Consider the following 22217-nt stretch of genomic DNA (forward strand, 5'->3'; position numbering starts at 1 on the left):
CCTTAAAAAGGTTGTCACTATTATCCTTAAGGCAACTACATAGTTAAGCGAACAATATATTATATTTTTTCAAAGAAAATTATTCTTCAATATGTATCTTTACGCATATTAAATTTGTTTTATGAACATACATTTTATAGCCATAGGCGGCAGTGCTATGCACAATCTAGCCATAGCATTGCATTTAAAAGGTGAACACATTACTGGAAGCGATGACGAAATTTTTGATCCTTCAAAAAGCAGATTAGCATCGCATGGATTGTTGCCAGATGCGTTTGGTTGGTTTTCAGAAAAAATCAGCTCAAACCTAGATGCGGTAGTGGTAGGAATGCATGCAAAAAAAGACAATCCCGAATTACTAAAAGCACAAGATTTAGGACTTAAAATATATTCTTATCCAGAGTTTTTATACGAACAATCCAAAAATAAAACACGGGTAGTAATTGGAGGTTCCCATGGAAAAACAACAATTACCTCTATGATTTTGCATGTAATGCATTACTACGATAAAGATGTGGATTATATGGTTGGTGCACAGTTAGAAGGGTTTGATGTAATGGTTAAACTGACAAAAGAAAATGATTTTATTGTGTTAGAAGGAGATGAGTATTTAAGTTCTCCAATAGATAGACGTCCAAAATTTCATTTATACCAACCTAATATAGCTTTAATAAGTGGTATTGCTTGGGATCATATCAATGTGTTTCCAACTTTTGAGGGCTATGTAGAACAATTCAGTATTTTTGTAGATTCTATTGTAAAAGGAGGAACCATTACCTATAATGAAGAAGATCTAGCTTTAAAAGAAGTGGTAGAAGCTTCAGAAAATACCATTCGTAAGTTTCCGTATAAAACACCTGAGTATACAGTAGAAAATGGTGTTACTTTATTAGCAACTGAAGATGGTCCGATGCCCGTAGAAGTGTTTGGGAAACACAACCTAAACAATTTAGCAGGAGCTAAGTGGATTTGTCAACAAATGGGGGTCGATGAAGCAGATTTTTATGAGGCTATTTCTACCTTTCAAGGTGCAAGTAAGCGTTTAGAGAAAATAGCGGAGAGCACAACTTCTATATCTTATAAAGACTTTGCACACTCTCCTTCAAAAGTGAAAGCAACCACAGAAGCTTTAAAAGCACAGTTTCCAACCAGAAAATTAATTGCGTGTCTTGAGTTACATACCTATAGTAGTTTAAACCCTAAATTTTTAACCGAATATAAAGGAGCCCTAGATGCTGCAGATGTGGCTGTTGTTTTTTATTCACCCCATGCTGTAGAAATAAAAAAACTAGAAGCTATTAGTAGCCAGCAAATTGCAGATGCTTTCCAAAGAGAAGATTTAGTGATTTTCACAGAACCTAAAGGATTTAAAGATTTCTTGTTTTCACAAGAGTTTAATGAAAGCTCTCTATTGTTAATGAGTAGTGGTGATTATGGAGGTTTAGATTTTGAAGAGGTGAAAAATCTTTTTTAGGTATACATTTCATTAATGCAATCATTGTTTATTAATGTTGCAATCCTAGTGGTATGGAGAATCATATAATTTATTTTGTCTCATGTAGCCTTTGTATGTTGGTCTAAACTTTCAATTCTATTTGTAATCTCTTCAAATGCTTCAGTTTCAAATAATGTTTTCATAATAAATATTAAATGAGAAATTTTTTTCAGTTTAAATATATGATTATCTTTAAACACTCCCTAGGAAGAAATTCATGTTATTTTGAAATACGAAACAAATTCATTTTCCATTAAACAATGGAATGAGGACGATCGTCCAAGGGAAAAATTACTTCAGAAAGGAAAAATTGCATTAAGTGATGCAGAATTGTTAGCCATTTTAATTGGTTCTGGCAGTCGAAATGAAAGCGCTGTTGGATTGAGTAAGCGAATTTTAGCTTCGGTAAAAAACAATTTAAATGAACTAGGTAAATGTTCAGTTTCCGATTTAACCACTTTTAAAGGAATAGGAGAGGCTAAAGCTATAGCAATTATTTCAGCATTAGAATTGAGTAGGAGACATCGTGCATCTGAAGGAATAAAGAAAGATAAAATTACCTCTAGTAACGATGCTTTTAAAATTTTGCAATCAATATTAGGGGAGTTACCCCATGAAGAATTTTGGATTTTGTATTTAAATAATTCAAATAAAGTGCTTCATAAATCACAAATAAGCAAGGGAGGTATTACCGGAACGCTTGTCGATATCCGTTTAGTGTTAAAGAATGCACTACAGATAGGGGCTGTTGCATTAATTTTAGCACATAATCATCCCTCTGGAGCAATACAACCTAGTCATGCTGATAAACAACTTACACAAAAATTAAAAAAAGCAGCCGAGAGTTTAGATATTAAGGTGCTGGATCATCTTATAATTACTGAAAAAACGTATTTTAGCTTTGCAGATGAAAACTTATTATAGTTAATAATGCTTTTAATTTATACCCAGAAAATAACTCCTAGATTTACGTATGTATTTAAACATATTTGTACTAGAATTTTAGGGATAGAAATTAAGTTTACAAATGCAATTGAAACTTTTATTGCAGAGGAAGGACCCAAACTATCGTATGGAAAACAACCTTTAGGAAATGAGCTTTTTCTACAAAGCCATATAATTTTAAGCCATCAAGGAATTGAAAGTGTTGAACTTACCGTGAAAAATTGGGAAGAAACAAAATGCTTTTTTCAAGTAAGTGATAAAAGTGCTTTGCCCTTCGATATATTTTCAGCTAGTTTCTATTTATTAAGTCGATATGAAGAATATTTACCGCATGTTAAAGATGAACAAGGTAGATTTCCTGCTTCTGAAAGCTTAGCTTTTAAAGAAGACTTTTTACAATACCCTGTTATTGATATTTGGGCATATAAGTTTAAAGAAGTTTTGTCTGAAAGTTTTCCCGCACTTGTGTTTTTAAAGAAAACAATGGAAATTCATAATTTGATTGAAGCTAGTAATCCTTATGCGTTTAAAGAAAAAGGCTTACTTAAATCAATTATTGGCTATACAAAGGACTCATTAAAATTTCGAATCAGTAAAAACTTTAGAAGGACCAAAGTTCTCTTAGGAATTAAAGAAGATCCTTTTAATACTTTTGAATGGGTAGTATCGCTAATTAAAAACAGTAGCACGAAGTTAACTGTGTTTTTTCTAATGGGAAATGATCTCAATTATTACGAAGGAATTAATACTCAAAAGAAAAAGTATAGGATGCTAATAAAGTTTCTTTCAGATTATAAAAACATTGGGCTTATTTTTTCATCTATTTCTTTATTAAATATCAATGCTATTAAAAAAGAGAAAGAGCAATTAGAAAGTATTATAAATTCTGAACTAACCAATTCCGTAAATAAAGGGTATTATGTAAACCTTCCTGATTTTTATAGAAACCTAATTGAAGTAGAGGTAGAAAGAGATTTTACAATGGTTTATGAAGAATACATTGGGTTTAGAGCAAGTACTTGTACTCCATTTCTATTTTATGATCTAGATTATGAAATAAAAACACCTTTGGTAATACATCCTATAGCGCTGACTACTAGTTCTTTTAAAAATAAAAAATCTGAAGATATTAAAGATTTAATATTGGAAGTTAAAGATTCAGTAAGCCAAGTGAATGGGACATTTTCAATATTCTTCACCAATTTAGATTTTATAGATATCAAGAAAAATAAAGTATGGAGATTTTTATTCTCAGAAAAACTTCAAGATTATGTATAAAAAAGAGATAACCGATGTATTTTTTGATTTGGATCATACCCTATGGGATTTTGATAAAAACTCAATGCTTGCTTTTGAAAGAGTATTAAATAAACATAATATTGAAGTTAATTTAAAAGAATTCATTGCTGTTTACGAACCTATTAATTTTGACTATTGGAAATTATTTCGTGAAGATAAAGTGACCAAATTAGCACTAAGAAGGGGAAGACTTATTGATGCTTTCAGTGAATTAAATATGAAATTTGAAGTGTCAGAAATTGATCAAATAGCTGAAAGTTATATAGATGAGCTTCCGGGCAATAACCATTTATTTAAAGGAGCCGAGTTAATTTTAACCTATTTAAAGGAAAGATATTTTCTGCATATTATTACAAATGGGTTTGATGAAGTTCAACGCTTGAAACTAGAAAGAAGTGGGATTGATAAATATTTTACAACTGTTACGACTTCAGATGAAATAGGAGTAAAAAAACCTAATCCATTAATTTTTCATACTGCTCTTAAGAAAGCAAAAACTCTTGCTAAATCAAGTATAATGATAGGCGATTCCTTTGAAGCAGATATCTTAGGAGCTGAAAATATAGGAATGAAAACGATATTGTATAATTATAGAAAAGAGAGTGTGCCTTCAAAATTTAACATAATTGATGACCTAATAGAATTGAAAAGATATCTTTAATATAAAATATTTCATTACTTTAGAGCGTTATTTATAAAAAAACCCCTTAATTATGAATAAGCCATTATACCTACTATTTTGGTCTGCTCTAATAATGGTATGTTTTACCTCTTGCGTAAAAGATACCGATTTTGATCAGGCAGATGATATTGTTATAACTCCAGTTTTAGAATTGGATTTTATTTACTTCGCTTTAGATGAAAACGATTATTTTAATCCTATCACAGGCGAACAACTATTAACAGTTTCAGATACAACCAGCCTGAATTTTTTAGACGGTACTTTTGTACAAGAAGATTTAAAAAGAGCAGAATTCTTATTTAGATTTGAAAACTCAGTAAACCTTGATTTTATAACTGAATTTAGATTCTTGAATGATAATAATGTCCTGAAATATGAGCTGGTTATAGATATACCAGCTGGTTCGACAACTGCCCCGTTGCTTCTAGAACATATTGAGAACATAGAAGATCAAGGAATAATCGATTTGACACGCGCTTCTAAAGTTGTAGTTAATGTTACTGTCCCTACTTCTATTGAAAACATTGAAGGAGCCCTAAATCTTCAGTCCAAAACAACCTATTTTTTAGAAATTTAAGCTATGCGTAACCTACTATGCTTTATATTAATTCCCTTAATTGGGGCTTTGACTTATGGTCAGAACAAACAAATTTTATATGATTTTGGAGATATCCCACAATCCTTATTAGTAAACCCATCTACTACTATGGAACAGGATTATCATGTAGGAATTCCATTTTTGTCGCAATTTTCATTTCATTTTGGTTCTTCAGGTGTAAGCGCTTACGATATATTTGGTAGTTCAAGTGTTGATATAAATACTCGGATTCAAAATATTATATATGGTATGAAATCAACAGATTTCTTTTCTGTTAATCAACAATTGGAATTATTAAGTTTTGGTTGGAAAAATCCTAAAGGGATATACTTTTCAGGAGGAATTTATCAAGAGTTAGATATATTTACATATTTCCCTAAAGATTGGGCAGTTCTAGCTTGGGATGGTAATAGAGATTATCTTGAAAGAGAATTTGACTTTAATGATATTAGTTTAACTGCAGAGTTATTGTCTGTATTTCATTTTGGAGCTAATAAACAAATCAACGAGAAATTAACCTTAGGTGTTAGAGGAAAAATATATTCAAGTATTGCACATGCTAGAAGTGTTAATAATGGCGGTGTCTTTGTAACAAAGGAAGTTGAAGGCTCAGATAATATTTATCAGCATCAAATTATAGGAGCTAATGTAACAGTAGAAACTTCTGGAATACAAACATTAAGTGAGGCTAATTCTTCTGCAGAAGTAATGAATAAAGTTATTAAAAGAGCCTTTCTAGGCGGTAATTTAGGATTAGGTTTTGATCTAGGGGCAACTTATAAAATCAATAGAAAGTTTACGGCAACAGCTAGTTTGATAGATTTAGGTGCTGTTTTTCATAAAAATGATGCTGAAAGTTATGTAGCAAGGGGAAACCATACCTTGGATGGAATTGAACTTTTATTTCCTCCTTTAAGCGGTGGTCAATCAACATTTGATTATTATGATGACGTTGAAAATAATTTTGAAGATGATATTCCTTTAGACACTATAAATTCATCGTATACTCAATTTCGACCTTTAAAAGTAAATGCAAGTATTAAATATGGTTTTGGAAGAAGCCAAAATGCAAAAGTTTGTGACTGTTTAAATAAAGATGATGGGGATGGTTTTAGAGAAGAAGTAGGGATGCAACTTTTTGCAATTAAAAGACCAAAAAGATTACAATTAGCAGTTACTGCATTTTATAAAAGAAGATTTGGTAATTTTATAACAGGTAAGCTTACTTATACTGTAGATTCATATTCATCATCTAACTTAGGTATGGGACTTAGCACCAATTTTAATTGGTTTAACTTTTATATCGCTGTAGATAATATTTTAAAGTATCAAAATGTAGCAAAGGCGAAAAACGTATCTTTACAATTAGGGTTTAACCTTAAAATAGATAAGAATGAGTAAATACGTGTTTATAACTGTTTTGTGTTTTTGTTTTTTTACAAATGGTTATACTCAAAAGACCTTAAGTAATTATAGTTACATTGTTATTCCAGAACAGTATGATTTCCTTTCAGAAAAAGATAAATATCAAATAAACTCTTTAACTAAATTTCTATTTAATAAATACGGCTTTCACGCATTTTTCGAAAATGAACTACCTGAAAATTTTATTATTTGTGATGGGCTAAAAGCTGATGTTATTAAAGTTAGAGCAGTTCTTTATACAAAATTACAAATTGTTATTAATGACTGTCATGGCAATGAAGTATACCGATCTGCTGAAGGAAGAAGTAAAATAAAAGAATTTAACAAAGTTTTTAATGATGCCTTAAGAAAAGCTTTTGCGAATATTATTGGCCTTGAGGTGAATCAAAAAGAGATTTCATTTGAAGAGGTTTCATCTACTACTGAAATAAAAAAAGAAGCTACTGTTTCAGAAGAAATAAATAATAATAATGTAGTAAAATCCTCTAATCAAGAAACAATAAAGGCAACGACTGTCATACCTAAATTTCCTTCTAAACAGTATAATACTTACAAGATAGATAATGATTTGTTTTTATTAAGAAAAACAAATAAAGGGTATAGTCTCTATAAAGATGTGACATTTAACCCTTATGCAGCTGATAATAATAATGGATTACTGCTATTAGGGGAAGTCCTTATTTCAAAATCTAACGTGTTTTATTTAGGTCTTAAAGAAAAGTTAGTAGATGCCTATTTTGATGAGTCTTTAAATTTGATTATCGATAATTCTTCAGAAAAAATGATTTATAAGTTTATTGATTAATAATCATACTTTTCTTTCCAAAGACTTTTTAAATATAATTTTATCGAGTTCTCTCTCGAGTTATTACCAGGTTCATAAAAAGCAGTACCTTTTATTTCTTCAGGTAAAAATTCATGAGTTACAAAATTTCCTTCATAGTCATGAGCATATTGATATTCCTTACCATAATCGAGCTCTTTCATAAGCTTTGTTGGTGCATTTCTTAAATCAAGAGGAACAGATAAATCTCCTGTTTGTTTTACCATTGTTTGTGCTTTGCCAATGGCTTTATACGATGCATTACTTTTAGGAGAAGTTGCCAAATAAATAACACACTGACTTAATATTATTCTAGATTCAGGATAGCCTATGGCTGAAACAGCTTGGAACGTATTGTTGGCTAAAACCAAAGCAGTTGGGTTTGCATTGCCTATATCTTCGGAAGCCAAAATAAGTAACCTTCTCGCAATAAACTTTAAATCCTCACCTCCTTCTATCATTCTTGCGAGCCAATATACCGCTGCATTAGGATCACTTCCTCTAATTGATTTTATAAAAGCTGAAATTATATCGTAATGTTGTTCGCCAGTTTTGTCATACAATACCGTATTTTTTTGTACTTTTTTCTGAACCATTTCATTGGTTACGATTACTTTATCTTTTTCTTCTGAAAGAACAACCAACTCTAAAATATTCAGTAATTTTCTAGCATCTCCACCTGAAAGTCGGATGATTGCTTCTGTTTCTTTTAAAGTGATTTTTTTCTTTGAAAGGATTTCATCCTTTTTGATTGCCCGTTTTAGAAGATCTTCTAGATCCTTTCTAGAGAAGGGCTTTAAAACATATACTTGACATCTAGACAAAAGTGCAGGAATTACTTCGAAGCTTGGGTTTTCAGTAGTGGCACCAATTAATGTCACCAATCCTTTTTCAACAGCTCCTAATAATGAATCTTGTTGCGATTTACTGAAACGATGGATTTCATCTATAAAAAGTATTGGGTTTTTATTCGAAAATAAAGTGTCACTTTTTTTTGCTTTTTCAATCACCTCTCTTACAGCAGCAACGCCACTATCTATAGCGCTTAAAGCATAAAAAGGACGGTCGGATTGGTTAGCGATAATGTTAGCCAACGTAGTTTTTCCAGTACCAGGAGGACCCCAAAAAATCATGGAAGAAAACACACCTGATTTTAGCTGTTGCGTTATGGAGCCTTCATCACCAATTAAATGAGTCTGACTCAAATAATCGTTTAATGATTTTGGACGTATTCTTTCAGCTAAAGGTATATTCATACTGTAAAAATACAATATAAATATACCTCTTAAAAGGTGTAACTAAAATTTTATAATTTTTACAGAACCTTCAGTATCGCCAATTTTAGTTTTTAAAATATAGATGCCTTTTTGATAGCTTGACATGTCAATAGAAGAGTCTAATGAATTTATTTTTTTCTGAAAAATTTCTTGTCCAAGCAAATTATATAGAGTGACTTCAGAAATCACTTCCTTAGCACTTAGGTGTAAAATGTCATTCACAGGGTTTGGACTTGCTATAAATTCTAAATTTTTAAATGATTCTAAATTTAATATGAGGCATCCTTCTTCATCACAAGAATAAACATCATCTATATAAAACTCATTATTTGTTGTAATAGAGAAAAAATCGATTCCACCTAAACTAGTAGGTGAGGTACCAGCACTATCAGTAAATGCAGTTCCTGCAGGTATTACTTCAGTAAAATCAACCCACATTTCCCATGTTGCATTTGATATACCAGAAGTAATATCCCAGTACATTACCACAAAAAACCATTGATCATGGGGAAAATTAAAAGTAACAGCACCTAATGCAGAATTGTCAATTAATCCAACGCCTGGTGAAGCTAAATCTTGGTTAAAGTGGATGTTACCTACAATCCACTCACCAGCTCCAATAGGAACTTCTCCTTGTAAATTCCAGTATGCCTCAGCTCCAGATGGGACATACATGAAAAATCCAAGATACCATTCACCAAAAATCTTGTTTCCTAGATCTAATACAGCATCCGTAGTTCCATCATTTGGTATTAACCCAGACTTGCTACCACTTCGTGCTTGGGCATCTGTTGACATGATAGCACAACCTGCACCACCACCACAACCCCAATCGGTCCAATGATCTTGAAAGATAGGTTGCCCAACAGTGTAAGTCTCCATATCATCATCTATGTCTTGTGCATTTACATTTACACTATGCATTGCGAAAGCAATTAAAATTACCAAAAAGTATTTTTTTTTCATAATTGTTATTTTAGAGTAGGGGAGTTTGTTTTTAAATTATTTTATAATTTTTACAGAACCTTCAGTATCGCCAATTTTAGTTTTTAAAATATAGATGCCTTTTTGATAGCTTGACATGTCAATAGAAGAGTCTAATGCATTTATTTTTTTCTGAAAAATTTCTTGTCCAAGCAAATTATATAGAGTGACTTCAGAAATCATTTCCTTAGCACTTAGGTGTAAAATGTCATACACAGGGTTTGGACTTGCTATAAACTCTATTTCATTAAATGATTCTGTATTTAATATGATGCATCCTTCTTTATCACAATAATATACATCATCAATATAATACTCATTATTTGTAGTAATTGAGAAGAAATCGATTCCACCTAAACTAGTAGGTGAGGTGCCAGCACTATCTGTAAATGCAGTGCCTTCAGGTATTACTTCAGTAAAATTAACATACATTAACCATGTAGCTGTCGAAATACCAGAACTAATATCCCAATACATTATTACATTGAACCACTGATCATGAGGAAAATCAAAGTTTATAGCCCCTAATGCAGAATTGTCAATTAATCCAACGCCTGGTGTAGCTAAATCTTGGTTAAAATGGATATTACCTACAATCCACTCACCAGCTCCAATAGGAACTTCTCCTTGTAAATTCCAGTATGCCTCAGCTCCTGATGGTACATACATCCAAAATGAAAGACCCCAAACACCAAAAATCTTGTTTCCTAGATCTAATACAGCATCCGTAGTTCCATCATTTGGTATTAACCCAGATTTGCTACCACTTCGTGCTTGGGCATCTGTTGACATGATAGCACAACCTGCACCACCGCCACAGCCCCAATCGGTCCAATGTGCCTCGTTGATAGGCTGCTCCAGCGTGTATGACTCAAAATCATCTTCAATTTCTTGGGCTGTATTAATACCAATAGCTATTAGAAATAGTATTGCTGAAAAATAAAGTTTTTTCATAATAAATAAATTAAAGTAGGGGAGTACTTCAAGTTACTGCTTTTTATTAAGAAACTGCCAAAATTTCATTCATTATATTTAGGACTGCTTATTGCAATAATGATTTTATGAAACGAGCATGCTAAAAAGGTTATCACCCAACGAGATAACTAATAACAAACCTGCCTGCGGCAGACAGGCAGCATGTAACAGCTTAATAGAATAATATAGACACATGAAATCTAAAAACGAATTACAATTTTCTACTAAGGATCTAATGTATCCATTGCTATTTTTATTAATGATAGTTTTTGTGTTTTGGCTTGAGTCTCGATTCAATTTAAATTTCAATCGTTTCGGGATTTATCCTAGAAAAATAGAAGGATTGAGAGGAATCCTTTTTGGACCATTTATTCATGGGGATAGTTCTCATCTTTTTAATAATTCCATACCCTTAGTGGTTTTGTCTACTGCCTTATTTTATTTTTATAAGAATATTCGTTGGAAAGTATTGTTTTTAGGAATACTATTAACAGGAATTTTAACATGGATTATAGGAAGACCTTCTTTGCATATAGGAGCTAGTGGTGTTATTTACATGCTTACCGCTTTCTTGATGTTTAAAGGAATTTTTTCGAAACAATATCAATTAACAGCACTTTCTTTTATAGTAATATTTCTTTATGGTGGTTTTATATGGTATTTATTTCCAATTGATCCAAAAATTTCATGGGAAGGGCATCTTTCAGGGTTTTTAGTAGGCTTTGTATTTGCATTAGTATTTAAAAACCCTCCATTATTAGAAAATAAGAAATATGCCTGGGAACAAGAAGACTTTAATCCGGAAGAAGATCCTTTTTTACAGCAGTTTGATGAAGATGGAAATTTTATAGAAAAACCAAAGGAAATAACTGAGGTTGATGATTCACCTCCGTTTACAATACGATATATTATAAAGAAAGATAAAAGTAAACCAAATAAGGACTTATAAGCTTCTTTGGCGAATTATTTCATACAAGAAGGCACCACAAGCAACAGACACGTTTAGAGAGTTTGTTTCACCCTTTAAAGGCAAGGCTGCTTTATGATCTACCAAATTTAATATGGACTTTGATACTCCTTTTCCTTCAGAGCCCATAATAATGGCTAAAGGCTTATTAAAATCTGTTTGATATATACTGGTTTCAGTCTTTTCTGTAGCAGCAATAGTTTCAATTCCTGATGCTTGAAGGTAAAAGATTGCATCTTTAATATGGTCCACTTTACAAATCGGTAAATTAAAAATAGCTCCAGCAGATGTTTTTACCGTATCCCCAGTAATAGGAGCGCCTCCTTTTTTCTGAATAATGATAGCATCTACTCCAGTACATTCTGCGGTTCTTATAATTGCTCCAAAATTACGAACATCACTTATTTGATCTAAAATTAAAAAGAGTGGTTTTTCTTTTTGTTCTATAGTAGATTCAACAATTCTTTCTAAAGAGTGAAATGAAATAGGGGAGGTGATGGCGACAATTCCTTGATGATTACCTCGTGTTAATCTATTCAGCTTTTCAATAGGGACAAAATTAATTGAAGTGTCCTTAGATTCAAGTTCTTTTGTGATACTATCAATGGTAGAATTGATAATTCCTTTTTGAATGTATATTTTGTCAATGACTGTTTTAGATAAAACAGCCTCTTGAACTGGATAAATTCCAAATATGGTAGCCTCTTTATTACTCATGTGTATTGTACTATAATTTTTGCAAATATATCCCTAAAAAAAAAGACTGCCTAAAAAGGCAGTCTTTTAATATTGTATTTAAGATACAAATAAGAATTAATTCTTATTTAAGAACTTTTACAGTTCCTTCAGCACCTCCAACGTTTACTTTTACAAAGTAAGCACCGTTGTCAAATCTTGACATATCAACAGTAGTATTTAATGCATCAACATTAGTTGCATTATAAACTTGCTGTCCTAAAACATTATAGATAGCTATAGCAGTAATTGCTTCGTTAGCTCTTAAGTTTAAGATGTTATTTACTGGATTTGGATATGCAGAAAAACCTTTTGCATCTAAATCAGCTAAACCTAATACTACTGGAAAATCATCTGGATCTAAAAGAGTATCTTCATAATAAACGTCATCTAAATAGAAATTGTTAGTAGTAGAGATAGAGAAGAAATCAATTCCACCTAAACTAGTAGGTACAGTTCCAGCTCCATTAGTAAAAGCAGTTCCTTCAGGAATTACTACTTCACCATTAACCCATACACCCCAAGTAGCAGCAGAAATACCAGAAGAGATATCAAAGTTCATTACAATTGGAAACCATTGGTCTTCAGGATAATTAAAAGTTACAGCTCCTAATGCAGAGTCGTCAATTGATCCTTCACCTGGAGTAGCTAAAGCTTGGTTAAAGAAGACATTACCTACAATCCACTCACCAGATCCAATAGGAACTTCACCTTGTAAATTCCAATATCCTTCAGATCCAGAAGGAACATATTGATAAAATGCAAGACCCCATTCGCCAAAAATTTTGTTACCTAAGTCAAGAACAGCATCAGTAGTTCCGTCATTTGGTATATATCCTGATTGACCACCACTTAATGCTTGATCAGCACTAGACATGATAGCACAACCAACACCACCACCACAACCCCAATCAGTCCAATGATCTTGGAAAATAGGCTGTCCAACTGTGTAAGACTCCATGTCATCTTCAATGTCTTGTGCGTTTACACTTATCATTGCAAATGCAAATAAGAACGCTAAAAAATAATTTTTTTTCATAATATTATGTTTTTATATTAGTATATGTAGCAAATATAGCTAAATATTATTGAATTTAAAAGTTAAATTTAATAAAAAAAGGGATTTTCAATTAAGAAAATCCCTTTTTTTATTAAAAGAAATATAAGATATATTAATCCTGTACAACCATTGTTTCAAATAATTTATCTTGATCAACAGCTGGATTACGTAAGCTTCCTCTTGCTTCTTGGAACAAAGGAATAATAGTATCATTCTCAGTCCCTGCATTGACAGTTGCATATAATTTTAATTTAACTTTATACTCCTCATCGTCACCAATGTCATCATTATCAGCAACTAAAGTACCAACAGTATAAATTTGAGTTGCAGGGTCATAAGCTCCTTCACCATCATCAGAATCATATGTTAATCCCTCAGGAAGTGATATTAGCATAGTGATATCATTATTATCATTTACAAGGTCAAGGTTTTTAACTTCGACTGTAAACTTTACTATTTCACCTACTGTAGGTTCATCTTCATCTACTTTCATTTTAGTTTCTAATCCTTCTTCTATTTTAAAGATAGTTCTATGTGTGAATGGAGATTCAAAATAAGGACCACCTAAAGTAGTACCTGCATTATAATCACTCCAGATTCTACCATCATTCATTTCTAATTCAAAACGAGTTTTAATAAAACTTGGGTTTTTTCCGAATACAGCATTACCAAAGAATTCATCTAATAAGAATCTTGTAGCAACTTCAACAGTAATTTCTGGTAATCCATTAATTTCACTTATTTCTGTAAATTCAGCTTTAGAAATAGTTCTATATAATTGCTCGCCAATTATATTTCCATTACCATCTAGTGTTGGAAATTCTAAATCTTGATCGTCGAAACCATCAAAATACATTCTAACTTCCTTAAAGTCTGGAGAAGATGAACCGTCACCTTCTTGTACTTCCATTTGGTATCTGATGAAATTAGGTGTTATTTCACCTCCTGCAATAGTCACTAAATCAGCTGGAAAGTCTAATATTCTTAGTACTGATCCAGAAGTAACAACATTATTATATAGGTTGTCAATTGGTAAATCACCTTCCTCGCAAGAAGTTATCCCAATAAATAAGAAACTAATTAATGTTATTTTAAATATATTTTTCATAATAAATATTTTTTAAGATTAATTTGCAGATGGAAAACCAGGTGATGATGGGTTATTATCCCAGAACACTTGTTGATCTACGTTTGGTTTTTGTTGAATATTAATATTGGTATTTGCTTCATCAGCTGGGTAAAAGAATGATCTTACAAAGTTACCAGGGCTCTGTTCAATATTAAACTGTAAAGAAGTAGGAAAACCTGTTCTTCTGTAAAAATTATATGCATTAGAACCATTACCAAAATGAGCTACTAAATATTGAATAGATAATAATTCCCATCTATCGTTAGCAGTAGGCGCATTAACAAAAGCGTCACCTTTAGCACTTATATAAGCAGCAACATCAGCAGATGAAGGTGCAAAACTTAAGTCACCGTCAGGATCAATAGATCCAAAAGACATTACTTTTGAAATAGATTTTTGCATACCAGCTTGCATAAAGCCATTCGCATTACCTACACTACCATTAGCTAATGCCATTTCAGCACGCATTAAGTCAACCCATGAAGCTAACACTATAGGAGTCATACCAGCACCAGCACCACCAGCACCTAAAACTACACTAGAAAACCTATCATCATCAAAGTTTCCTGCAGAAGGATAAACTCCTGAAGCAGTTCTCGAAAATGAGTCAGGAGGAATACCACCTGCAAATCCATGATCTCTACCCCAATAACCATTATCTACTGCACAGAAAATCATACTACCTGGATAATGAGCTGGAGGTGACTCTGTTGAACAGAATAAACTTACTGGATCTACTGGACATCCTGTTGCAGAAGGAGTACAATCATTTTGTCTGAAAAAATAATACCTTATTCTAGGGTCATTATCGTTTAACATTTCATCCATTAACCAGTTTGCTCTGTATCTTCCAGCACCACCTACATTGTAATCAGATTGATATGCAGGATGTCTAGTATCATTAGTTGTGCTTTCATCAATAACAAAAATTTCAGTGCTATAAGTAAATTGAAAATCACCATCATTACTAGATATAAAATTACCAGCATTAACTATAGCGTTGAATTTACTTGTTGCATCAGCATCTACTAATCTTGTATTAAGATAAGCAGTCATTTTTAATGTATTTGCTAAATTAATCCATTTATCAAAATCATTGTTATAGAAAAGATCATTTTCAATTCCTAAAGCATCTGTACCAAATAAATCTATTGCTTCATTTAACATAAGTAAAGCTGCTTGATATACTGCAGCATCATCATCTACAGATGGTGCAGGAAATTCTGCTGGATTATTAGCTTCACTAAAAGGTACATCTCCAAAGTAATCTACTAATGTAATTAAAGTATAAGCTTTAAGAACCTTAAGGATACCTTGATGTTTAAAGCCTTCGATAGATTCTGCTAAGCCATTTGCAGCTACCATATCCGAAAACATTCCTTCGTAAGCTAATCCCCATTCAAAATTAGTACTTGAAGGATCAAAAGCATTATTATAAGAAGTAGCAAAAAGATGCTCAAGTCTAGTTAATTGAGAACCATTTCTACCCATTGCTTCAGCAAATTTACCAAAGTCAACTTGAATGGCTACCATGTAACGCTCTAGTACAGCTTTATCAGTTGTAACATTGTTTGGATCATCTAATAGATCTAAATCTACTGTTTCACATGAAGTAAATGAAACACCTAGAATTAGAAATACAAATATTGATATTATATTTATTTTTTTCATTTTGTTTTGTTTTTATAATTTAAAATGTTGCATTTATACTCATACCGTACCTTTTAGCACTTGGACCTGTTAAGTAATCAAATCCTTGACCATTCCCAGAACCTAATCCAGATACGTTAGGGTCAAAATTAATTCCTTCAGGAGTGTTATAAGCATTATACCATAAGTTAAATCCACTAGCTTTTATTACTATTTTTCCAAAAGGAGTTTTGTCTAAAAATTTAGCAGGAACAGTATAACCTAAAGATACTTCTCTAAGTCTAACTACAGAACCATCATAAACTGATAATTCATTTGCAGAACTTGCAAAACCATTATCGAAATAGAAGTTAGAGTTATTAATTTGAGTGTCATTTGGTAAACCAGTTGTTTGATTAATACCAGGTAAAATAAATGTTGATAATCTATCTTCAGTATCAGTAGTTAAACCTCTACCCATTAATGATGCAACAGTTACAGAATAAATATCTCCACCAGAAGTATGTTGTAACGAAACCCCTAATGATAATCCTCTATAAGAGAATGTATTCGAGTAGTTCATTACCCAGTCTGGATTTGGATCACCTATGAAAGGAAGAATTCCTTCTTCATCAACTTCTTCAGAAGCATAATTACCAGTTCCTTCAACTAATAAGTTACCATCTTCATCACGAGCAATTCTTGAACCAAATATTGAACCTAAAGGATACCCTACACGAGCACCATTACCTAAGTTAGTAAAACCTGCATAGATAATTAAATCATTATCCCCTATATCAGTTACTTCACTTTCATTCTTTGTGAAGTTCCAGTTAAAGCTCCAGTTAAATCCATCAGAATTCTTTAATATATCAATTCCTAAATCTACTTCAATACCGAAAGCTTCAATCTCACCAATATTAGTATCACTAAAACTTGCACCTGAACTTACAGGAATTGGTTGATTTTGAACAATTAAATCTTCAGTAACTCTAGTGTAGTAAGAGAAATCAAAATTAACTCTTTGGAATAATTTACCTTCAGCACCAAATTCAATTTCAGAAACTAATTCTGGTTTAATATTTGGATTACCAATAGAAGAACTAGTCGTATTTGTAATAAGTGTCTCTCCTAAATTAATCCAACCTTGTGTATTCAAACTAGCAGTTGTTACTGTTGGGTAACCAGTTGCAAAGTTTGCAGAGGTACCATATCCAGCTCTTAATTTAAGGTAGTTAATTCCGTTATCTGATTTCAAACCAGGAAAAGCAGAAGTAGGAATAAATGAAACACTAGCAGATGGGTAAAACAAAGTATTGTTTATTGCAGCATTTGAAACCCAATCTTGTCTTCCAGAGAAGTTAAAGTAAAGCATGTTATTTACACTTAACCCTATTTGACCGTAAAGACCTAATATATTTCTTCTTTGTTGATATTCAATTCCAGCATGTTCTTCAAAACCTGAATGTATAAATGAATCAAATACAGATTGATTACTACTAAATACACCAACTCTTTTAAAAGAAGTACCCCTAGAAGTTGCTCCAACTAAGAAATCTAAGTCTAAATTATCATTAAAGAAAGAATAGTTATTACCACTTAATACAAATTTATGATCTGTTATTGTATTTGTATTAACCCATGTAGCGTAAAACCCAGAATCTGTTACAGTATTACCAGTAACACCACCTCTGTTTTGTTTGTTGGTGTTTGCTTCTGAATAATTATCTACACTTCCTTGATAATTTAAACTTATATTATCTGTTATGTTATAATCAATTGCTCCGAATCCATTAACACGATTTGTGTTTTGTCCGAATTTAGCATTTTGGATAGTCCAAAGAGGATGCTGTATTGCATTATCATCTCTATAGTAGATACTTGCTCCATTAGGTAATTCAAATGGTAACTCGTAAAAATCTATATTTCGTGGAGTATAAAGTAAATCTCCAAATACAGAAGAACCAGATCCACCAACACTACTACCAAAACTTAAAGCTACAGGAGGTGTTTTTAAATTAGTTAATGAATAATTTATAGAACCTCTTACGTTTATTTTATTATTTAATTTTGCTGATCCAGCTACAGTTAAGTTATTTCTTGAAACCTCATTTCCAGGAGTAAACCCTTTATCATTAAGATGTCCAAAAGAAAGACCATAAGTGAATTTATTATCTTCACTTCTACCCCTAACATTTATAGAAGCATTAGCCGTACCACCAGTTCTGAAAAATTGTTCAACACTATTTCTAGGCTTCCAACCATATCTAGCACCTTCATATTGTTCTTGAAATTCAGGGTTATTTGTATTTAACCACTGAGATGTAGAATATGGGTGAGCTACTGTAGCATCAGAGTTGAAAGGTTTTGTTCCGTCTTGACCTGTATCATCAACGAAAGCTCCCCATCCTCCAACACCGTCTTTATAGAAACCAGGACCCCAGTTACTATAAAACCATCCGAAAGCTTGATCAAAACCTCCACCAAATTTATTTTGATAGTCAGGTAATGAAGCTATTTTATTAAAGAAATAAGAAGTAGAAATTTGAACTTCTTGTTTTCCAGCTAAAGATTTAGAACTTCCAGTTTTAGTAGTAATTAAAATTACACCGTTTCTACCTTCAGTACCGTACAAAGTTGTTGCGGCTAAACCTTTAAGAATATCAATGTTTTCAATGTTACTAGGATCAATATCAAAAGATCTACTAGAACCCATATTACCATCAATGAAATTTCCAGACTCATTTGTGTCATTACTATAAGGAACACCATCAATGACATATAACGCATTGTTAGAGCCAGAGAAAGAATTCATACCTCTAATTATTACTTTGTTACTTGATCCAGACATTCCGTTTTGGGTTGTAATGTCAACACCAGCAGATTTTCCTTGTAGAATACGAGTTAAATCGGCTTCAGGATTATCTTCAATTTGTTCTGCTTTTACAGAAGAAACAGCATATCCTAATGCTTTCTTTTCTTTCTTAATACCAAAAGCTGTTACAACAACCTCTTCAAGTTGAGCAGCATCTTCTTCCATCTGAACATTCATTGTAGTTGAACTAACCGAAACAGCTTGCTCCGTAGATTTAAAACCTACATAACTAAAAACAACGGTTTGTCCTACACTAGCTTGTAAAGCATAGTTACCGTCAAAATCTGACTGTGTCCCATTGCTTGTGCCTTTTACAATAATATTCACTCCAGGTAGTGGCAGACCAGTATTATCGGTCACTGCACCAGAGATTGTTTTTTCTTGTGCAAATGTAAATTGCACTACAAACGCTAATAATAGCGTTAAAATTCCACTAAACTTTGTTCTCATTTTATGATTTATTTGAATTAACCAATCGCAAAAATCACAATAAAAAGTTAAATACACAACTTTTTAATCTTAAAATTTGGTTTTTTTTAACTGTTGTTTAAAGCTATTCTTGCTTTTTAGTTAAAATTGCGAAGTAAGACTTAAATGAATTTTTGTGTTTGAAAAATTAAAAGTTTGATTACCAGAATTTCCATTTGCAACATTAAATTTGAAAATTCCCGCTTTTGTTTTCATACCCATTCCAAAACCAAAACTGTAAAGTTTTTCTTTAATTGTTGTAGATTGATTTTCAAAATAGCCAATATCAACAATAGTATGTAGGTAAAAAGATTCATTTATAAGGTATCTGTATTCTGTGTTTAAAGTTGTAAAAAATGATGCGTCAATGCTATTTTCATTAAAACCACGGATGCTATTAATGCCGCCAAATCTTAACAGTTCATTTTCTAAATACCTGTCACTTTTTAAGAAACTGCTTGAATTTCTCAGGTATATTGAATTTCTTGAATTAAGGTTTAATATATGGTGTAAATTTAATGATAACTGAAATTGTTGCTCTTTTTTAGAATTTATCTTCCTTGTTCCTATTTCGGTATCAATTACAACTAAAGACTTTATTGGAGATAAACTTCTGCTCTGTAATATTGAGTGCGAAACACCTGAAATTATATATTTAGACGTGTAATCTTCTAGATCTAATCCTGTGATTTTATCACTTAATAGATTAGTAGACTCTTTTGATTTATATCCAAGATAACCTTTAGACTTCGTATTGATTTGATACGTTGTTTTAATTATTTGTTCTGTAGTAAGAAAAGTAGTGTCCCTTTTAAATATAGATAGTCCAAGTCCTAGTCCAATAGGAGAATTAAATAAATAAGGAATATCTACAGTTACTTTAAAATTTTGTTGTTCGTTTCCGTCTGCTTTATAGTTAATGGTTAGCTTTTCTCCAGCGTTTAGGTTGTTGTTAAGTTCAAGATTTAAAAATCCATTAAAAATTAACTTATTACTTTCTTCATCTGTTGAAAACCCTAAAATACCATCAAACTTATTGTTGTTTTGTTTTTTAAGATAGAAATATACAGAAGTGGAGTCTTTTTTAAATAATGCTTCAGGAGGTTTAATCGTTTCAGTAAAACCTAAGTTGTTTAAAGTTTCATTTTGTTGTGTAATTTTATTTTGAACAAAAGGGGTACCTGCTTTTATGCCAGCGTAATATTTTAAAAAAGATTTTGGAAATTTGTCGTAGCCTTTTATGATAATTTTGTCAATCGTTCTTTTATTTCCTTTTTTGAAATTTAAATTTGCGGATAAAGTTTGATTTTCTTCTACGGAAATATCTGTAAGTTGAATTTTTAGAAATGGATTTCCTTCTTCAGTTTTAATAGATTTTAATTTTTGTAAAGATTGTTCAATTGAAGAAAAAGGAATAATAAAATAGTCTTCTGAGATTATAGTTGAGACCTGCTGAAGATCTTCTTTTAAAAAATCACTGCTTTTGTAAAAAATCTTTACATGTCTATACTTTGTGCCGAAGTTAATTTCTGAAACAAAACTACTGTCATTTTCTTTTACAATAGTTTTTCTGTTATTCTCTATATACCCTTTAGCGTTTAATTTAGATTGTACAGAGTCTATCTCCGAAATTAAAGTCTTTAAATTTTTAAATTCTCTTTGGTAATTTAATGAATCTAAAACTGATTCATTAATGCTTTCTTTTGCTTTAATTGTTAATATCAAATTTTGAGCTGATATATCGCTAAAAAATGCGGTATATATATTAAGGTAAATAAATATGTAGAAAATCAGCTTCAAAAAATTGAAAATTTAAGTTGTAAATCTAACGCTACCGTTACTTTTTTCTTGTGTTATTCTAAAAAAAATAAAAACCTTTTGAAAAATAATAAATTATGGTTTGAATATATCAAATAAATTTCTATTTTTGCAAGCCCTTAAAAAAGGGGAATTATATAATATAATAAATTTATATGCCAACAATTTCACAATTAGTACGAAAAGGAAGAGCCAAAATAACCAAGAAGAGTAAATCGGCTGCTTTAGATTCGTGTCCTCAAAGAAGAGGGGTTTGTACTCGTGTATATACTACTACACCTAAAAAACCTAACTCAGCTATGCGTAAAGTAGCAAGAGTAAGGTTAACAAATGGTAAGGAAGTAAATGCATACATCCCTGGTGAAGGTCACAATTTACAAGAGCACTCGATAGTATTGGTTAGAGGTGGAAGGGTAAAAGATTTACCAGGAGTTAGATATCATATCGTTCGTGGAGCTTTAGACACCGCAGGTGTTGAAGGAAGAACACAACGTAGATCTAAGTATGGTGCAAAACGCCCTAAAAAGTAATTTTTAAATTTTTTTAAAAAGAAGACATGAGAAAAAGAGCAGCAAAAAAGAGACCTCTTTTACCGGATCCAAAATTTAACGATCAGTTAGTTACGCGTTTTGTAAATAACATGATGTGGGACGGTAAAAAATCGGTTGCCTTTAAGGTATTTTACGATGCAATTGAAATCGTAGATGAAAAAAATCAAGATGAGGAAAAAACAGCGTTAGAGCTTTGGAAAGATGCTCTTTCAAATGTAATGCCTCACGTAGAAGTGCGAAGCCGTAGAGTTGGTGGAGCTACTTTTCAAATTCCAAGACAAATACGTCCAGATAGAAAAATTTCTACTGCTATGAAATGGTTAATCCTTTTCGCTAGAAAAAGAAATGAAAAATCTATGGCTCAAAAATTGGCTGCCGAAATACTTGCAGCTTCAAAAGAAGAAGGTGCAGCAGTTAAAAAACGTGTAGATACACACAAGATGGCTGAAGCAAATAAAGCATTCTCTCACTTTAGATTTTAA

At 31.8% G+C, this 22217-nt stretch carries 19 protein-coding genes; 10 read left to right on the forward strand and 9 right to left on the reverse strand.

Annotated features, from left to right (window positions below; genetic code table 11):
- Positions 1-121: 121 nt before the first annotated feature.
- The 7 genes from ABXT64_RS08280 (at position 122) to ABXT64_RS08310 (ending at position 7249) form a co-directional block, all read left to right on the forward strand.
- Positions 122-1474 carry a UDP-N-acetylmuramate--L-alanine ligase gene (locus ABXT64_RS08280; protein WP_443632461.1) on the forward strand — a complete coding sequence of 451 codons (1353 nt, stop codon included), beginning with the start codon at positions 122-124 and terminating at the stop codon, positions 1472-1474.
- A 246-nt stretch (positions 1475-1720) separates the two neighbouring features.
- The gene (gene radC / locus ABXT64_RS08285) at positions 1721-2419 is read left to right on the forward strand and encodes a RadC family protein (RefSeq protein WP_443632462.1); all 699 of its coding nucleotides are present in this window, start codon (positions 1721-1723) and stop codon (positions 2417-2419) included.
- 6 nt (positions 2420-2425) lie between these two features.
- Positions 2426-3718: a DUF7033 domain-containing protein gene (locus ABXT64_RS08290; RefSeq protein WP_443632463.1), complete on the forward strand. Its 1293-nt coding sequence runs from the start codon at positions 2426-2428 to the stop codon at positions 3716-3718.
- Positions 3711-4400, forward strand: a complete 690-nt coding sequence (locus tag ABXT64_RS08295; protein ID WP_443632464.1) for a YjjG family noncanonical pyrimidine nucleotidase — start codon at positions 3711-3713, stop codon at positions 4398-4400. Before ABXT64_RS08290 ends, ABXT64_RS08295 begins: the two co-directional genes overlap by 8 nt.
- Before the next feature lie 52 nt (positions 4401-4452).
- On the forward strand, positions 4453-4998 hold the full coding sequence (locus tag ABXT64_RS08300) for a hypothetical protein (RefSeq protein WP_443632465.1): 546 nt from the start codon (positions 4453-4455) through the stop codon (positions 4996-4998).
- A gap of 3 nt (positions 4999-5001) precedes the next feature.
- Entirely contained in the window at positions 5002-6420 is a 1419-nt protein-coding gene (locus ABXT64_RS08305) for a DUF5723 family protein (protein WP_443632466.1), read from the forward strand.
- Positions 6413-7249 (forward strand): hypothetical protein, encoded by an 837-nt coding sequence (locus ABXT64_RS08310; protein ID WP_443632467.1) that lies wholly within the window; start codon positions 6413-6415, stop codon positions 7247-7249. Before ABXT64_RS08305 ends, ABXT64_RS08310 begins: the two co-directional genes overlap by 8 nt.
- Here ABXT64_RS08310 and ABXT64_RS08315 read toward each other — a convergent pair.
- Genes ABXT64_RS08315 through ABXT64_RS08325 form a run of 3 tightly spaced genes read right to left on the reverse strand, consistent with a single transcriptional unit; the run spans position 7246 to position 10482 of the window.
- Positions 7246-8523, reverse strand: a complete 1278-nt coding sequence (locus ABXT64_RS08315; RefSeq protein ID WP_443632468.1) for a replication-associated recombination protein A — start codon at positions 8521-8523, stop codon at positions 7246-7248. The genes ABXT64_RS08310 and ABXT64_RS08315 overlap by 4 nt on opposite strands.
- A gap of 42 nt (positions 8524-8565) precedes the next feature.
- Positions 8566-9510 carry a T9SS type A sorting domain-containing protein gene (locus tag ABXT64_RS08320; protein WP_443632469.1) on the reverse strand — a complete coding sequence of 315 codons (945 nt, stop codon included), beginning with the start codon at positions 9508-9510 and terminating at the stop codon, positions 8566-8568.
- Between the two features lie 36 nt (positions 9511-9546).
- Positions 9547-10482, reverse strand: a complete 936-nt coding sequence (locus ABXT64_RS08325) for a T9SS type A sorting domain-containing protein (RefSeq protein WP_443632470.1) — start codon at positions 10480-10482, stop codon at positions 9547-9549.
- Positions 10483-10696: 214 nt separating this feature from the next.
- On the opposite strand from ABXT64_RS08325, the gene ABXT64_RS08330 reads away from it, so the two are divergent.
- Complete coding sequence (locus ABXT64_RS08330; RefSeq protein WP_443632471.1) at positions 10697-11452, forward strand: rhomboid family intramembrane serine protease; 756 nt, start codon at positions 10697-10699, stop codon at positions 11450-11452.
- Here the strand turns inward: ABXT64_RS08330 and rlmB are convergent.
- From rlmB to ABXT64_RS08360, 6 genes are all read right to left on the reverse strand, one after another.
- Positions 11447-12187 carry a 23S rRNA (guanosine(2251)-2'-O)-methyltransferase RlmB gene (gene rlmB, locus ABXT64_RS08335; RefSeq protein WP_443632472.1) on the reverse strand — a complete coding sequence of 247 codons (741 nt, stop codon included), beginning with the start codon at positions 12185-12187 and terminating at the stop codon, positions 11447-11449. The two genes, ABXT64_RS08330 and rlmB, sit on opposite strands and share 6 nt — an antisense overlap.
- A gap of 103 nt (positions 12188-12290) precedes the next feature.
- The gene (locus ABXT64_RS08340) at positions 12291-13244 is read right to left on the reverse strand and encodes a T9SS type A sorting domain-containing protein (protein WP_443632473.1); all 954 of its coding nucleotides are present in this window, start codon (positions 13242-13244) and stop codon (positions 12291-12293) included.
- Between the two features lie 133 nt (positions 13245-13377).
- Positions 13378-14373: a hypothetical protein gene (locus ABXT64_RS08345; protein WP_443632474.1), complete on the reverse strand. Its 996-nt coding sequence runs from the start codon at positions 14371-14373 to the stop codon at positions 13378-13380.
- Positions 14374-14391: 18 nt separating this feature from the next.
- Positions 14392-16065 (reverse strand): SusD/RagB family nutrient-binding outer membrane lipoprotein, encoded by a 1674-nt coding sequence (locus ABXT64_RS08350; RefSeq protein ID WP_443632475.1) that lies wholly within the window; start codon positions 16063-16065, stop codon positions 14392-14394.
- 19 nt (positions 16066-16084) lie between these two features.
- Positions 16085-19348 carry a SusC/RagA family TonB-linked outer membrane protein gene (locus tag ABXT64_RS08355; protein WP_443632476.1) on the reverse strand — a complete coding sequence of 1088 codons (3264 nt, stop codon included), beginning with the start codon at positions 19346-19348 and terminating at the stop codon, positions 16085-16087.
- A gap of 120 nt (positions 19349-19468) precedes the next feature.
- Complete coding sequence (locus ABXT64_RS08360) at positions 19469-21091, reverse strand: POTRA domain-containing protein (protein WP_443632477.1); 1623 nt, start codon at positions 21089-21091, stop codon at positions 19469-19471.
- Positions 21092-21339: 248 nt separating this feature from the next.
- On the opposite strand from ABXT64_RS08360, the gene rpsL reads away from it, so the two are divergent.
- Positions 21340-21714, forward strand: a complete 375-nt coding sequence (gene rpsL / locus ABXT64_RS08365) for a 30S ribosomal protein S12 (protein ID WP_010230128.1) — start codon at positions 21340-21342, stop codon at positions 21712-21714.
- A gap of 26 nt (positions 21715-21740) precedes the next feature.
- Positions 21741-22217 (forward strand): 30S ribosomal protein S7, encoded by a 477-nt coding sequence (gene rpsG / locus ABXT64_RS08370; RefSeq protein ID WP_443632478.1) that lies wholly within the window; start codon positions 21741-21743, stop codon positions 22215-22217.

Origin of the sequence: Candidatus Marifrigoribacter sp. Uisw_064 (assembly GCF_047730175.1) — a bacterium.
Classification (GTDB): Bacteria; Bacteroidota; Bacteroidia; order Flavobacteriales; family Flavobacteriaceae; genus Marifrigoribacter.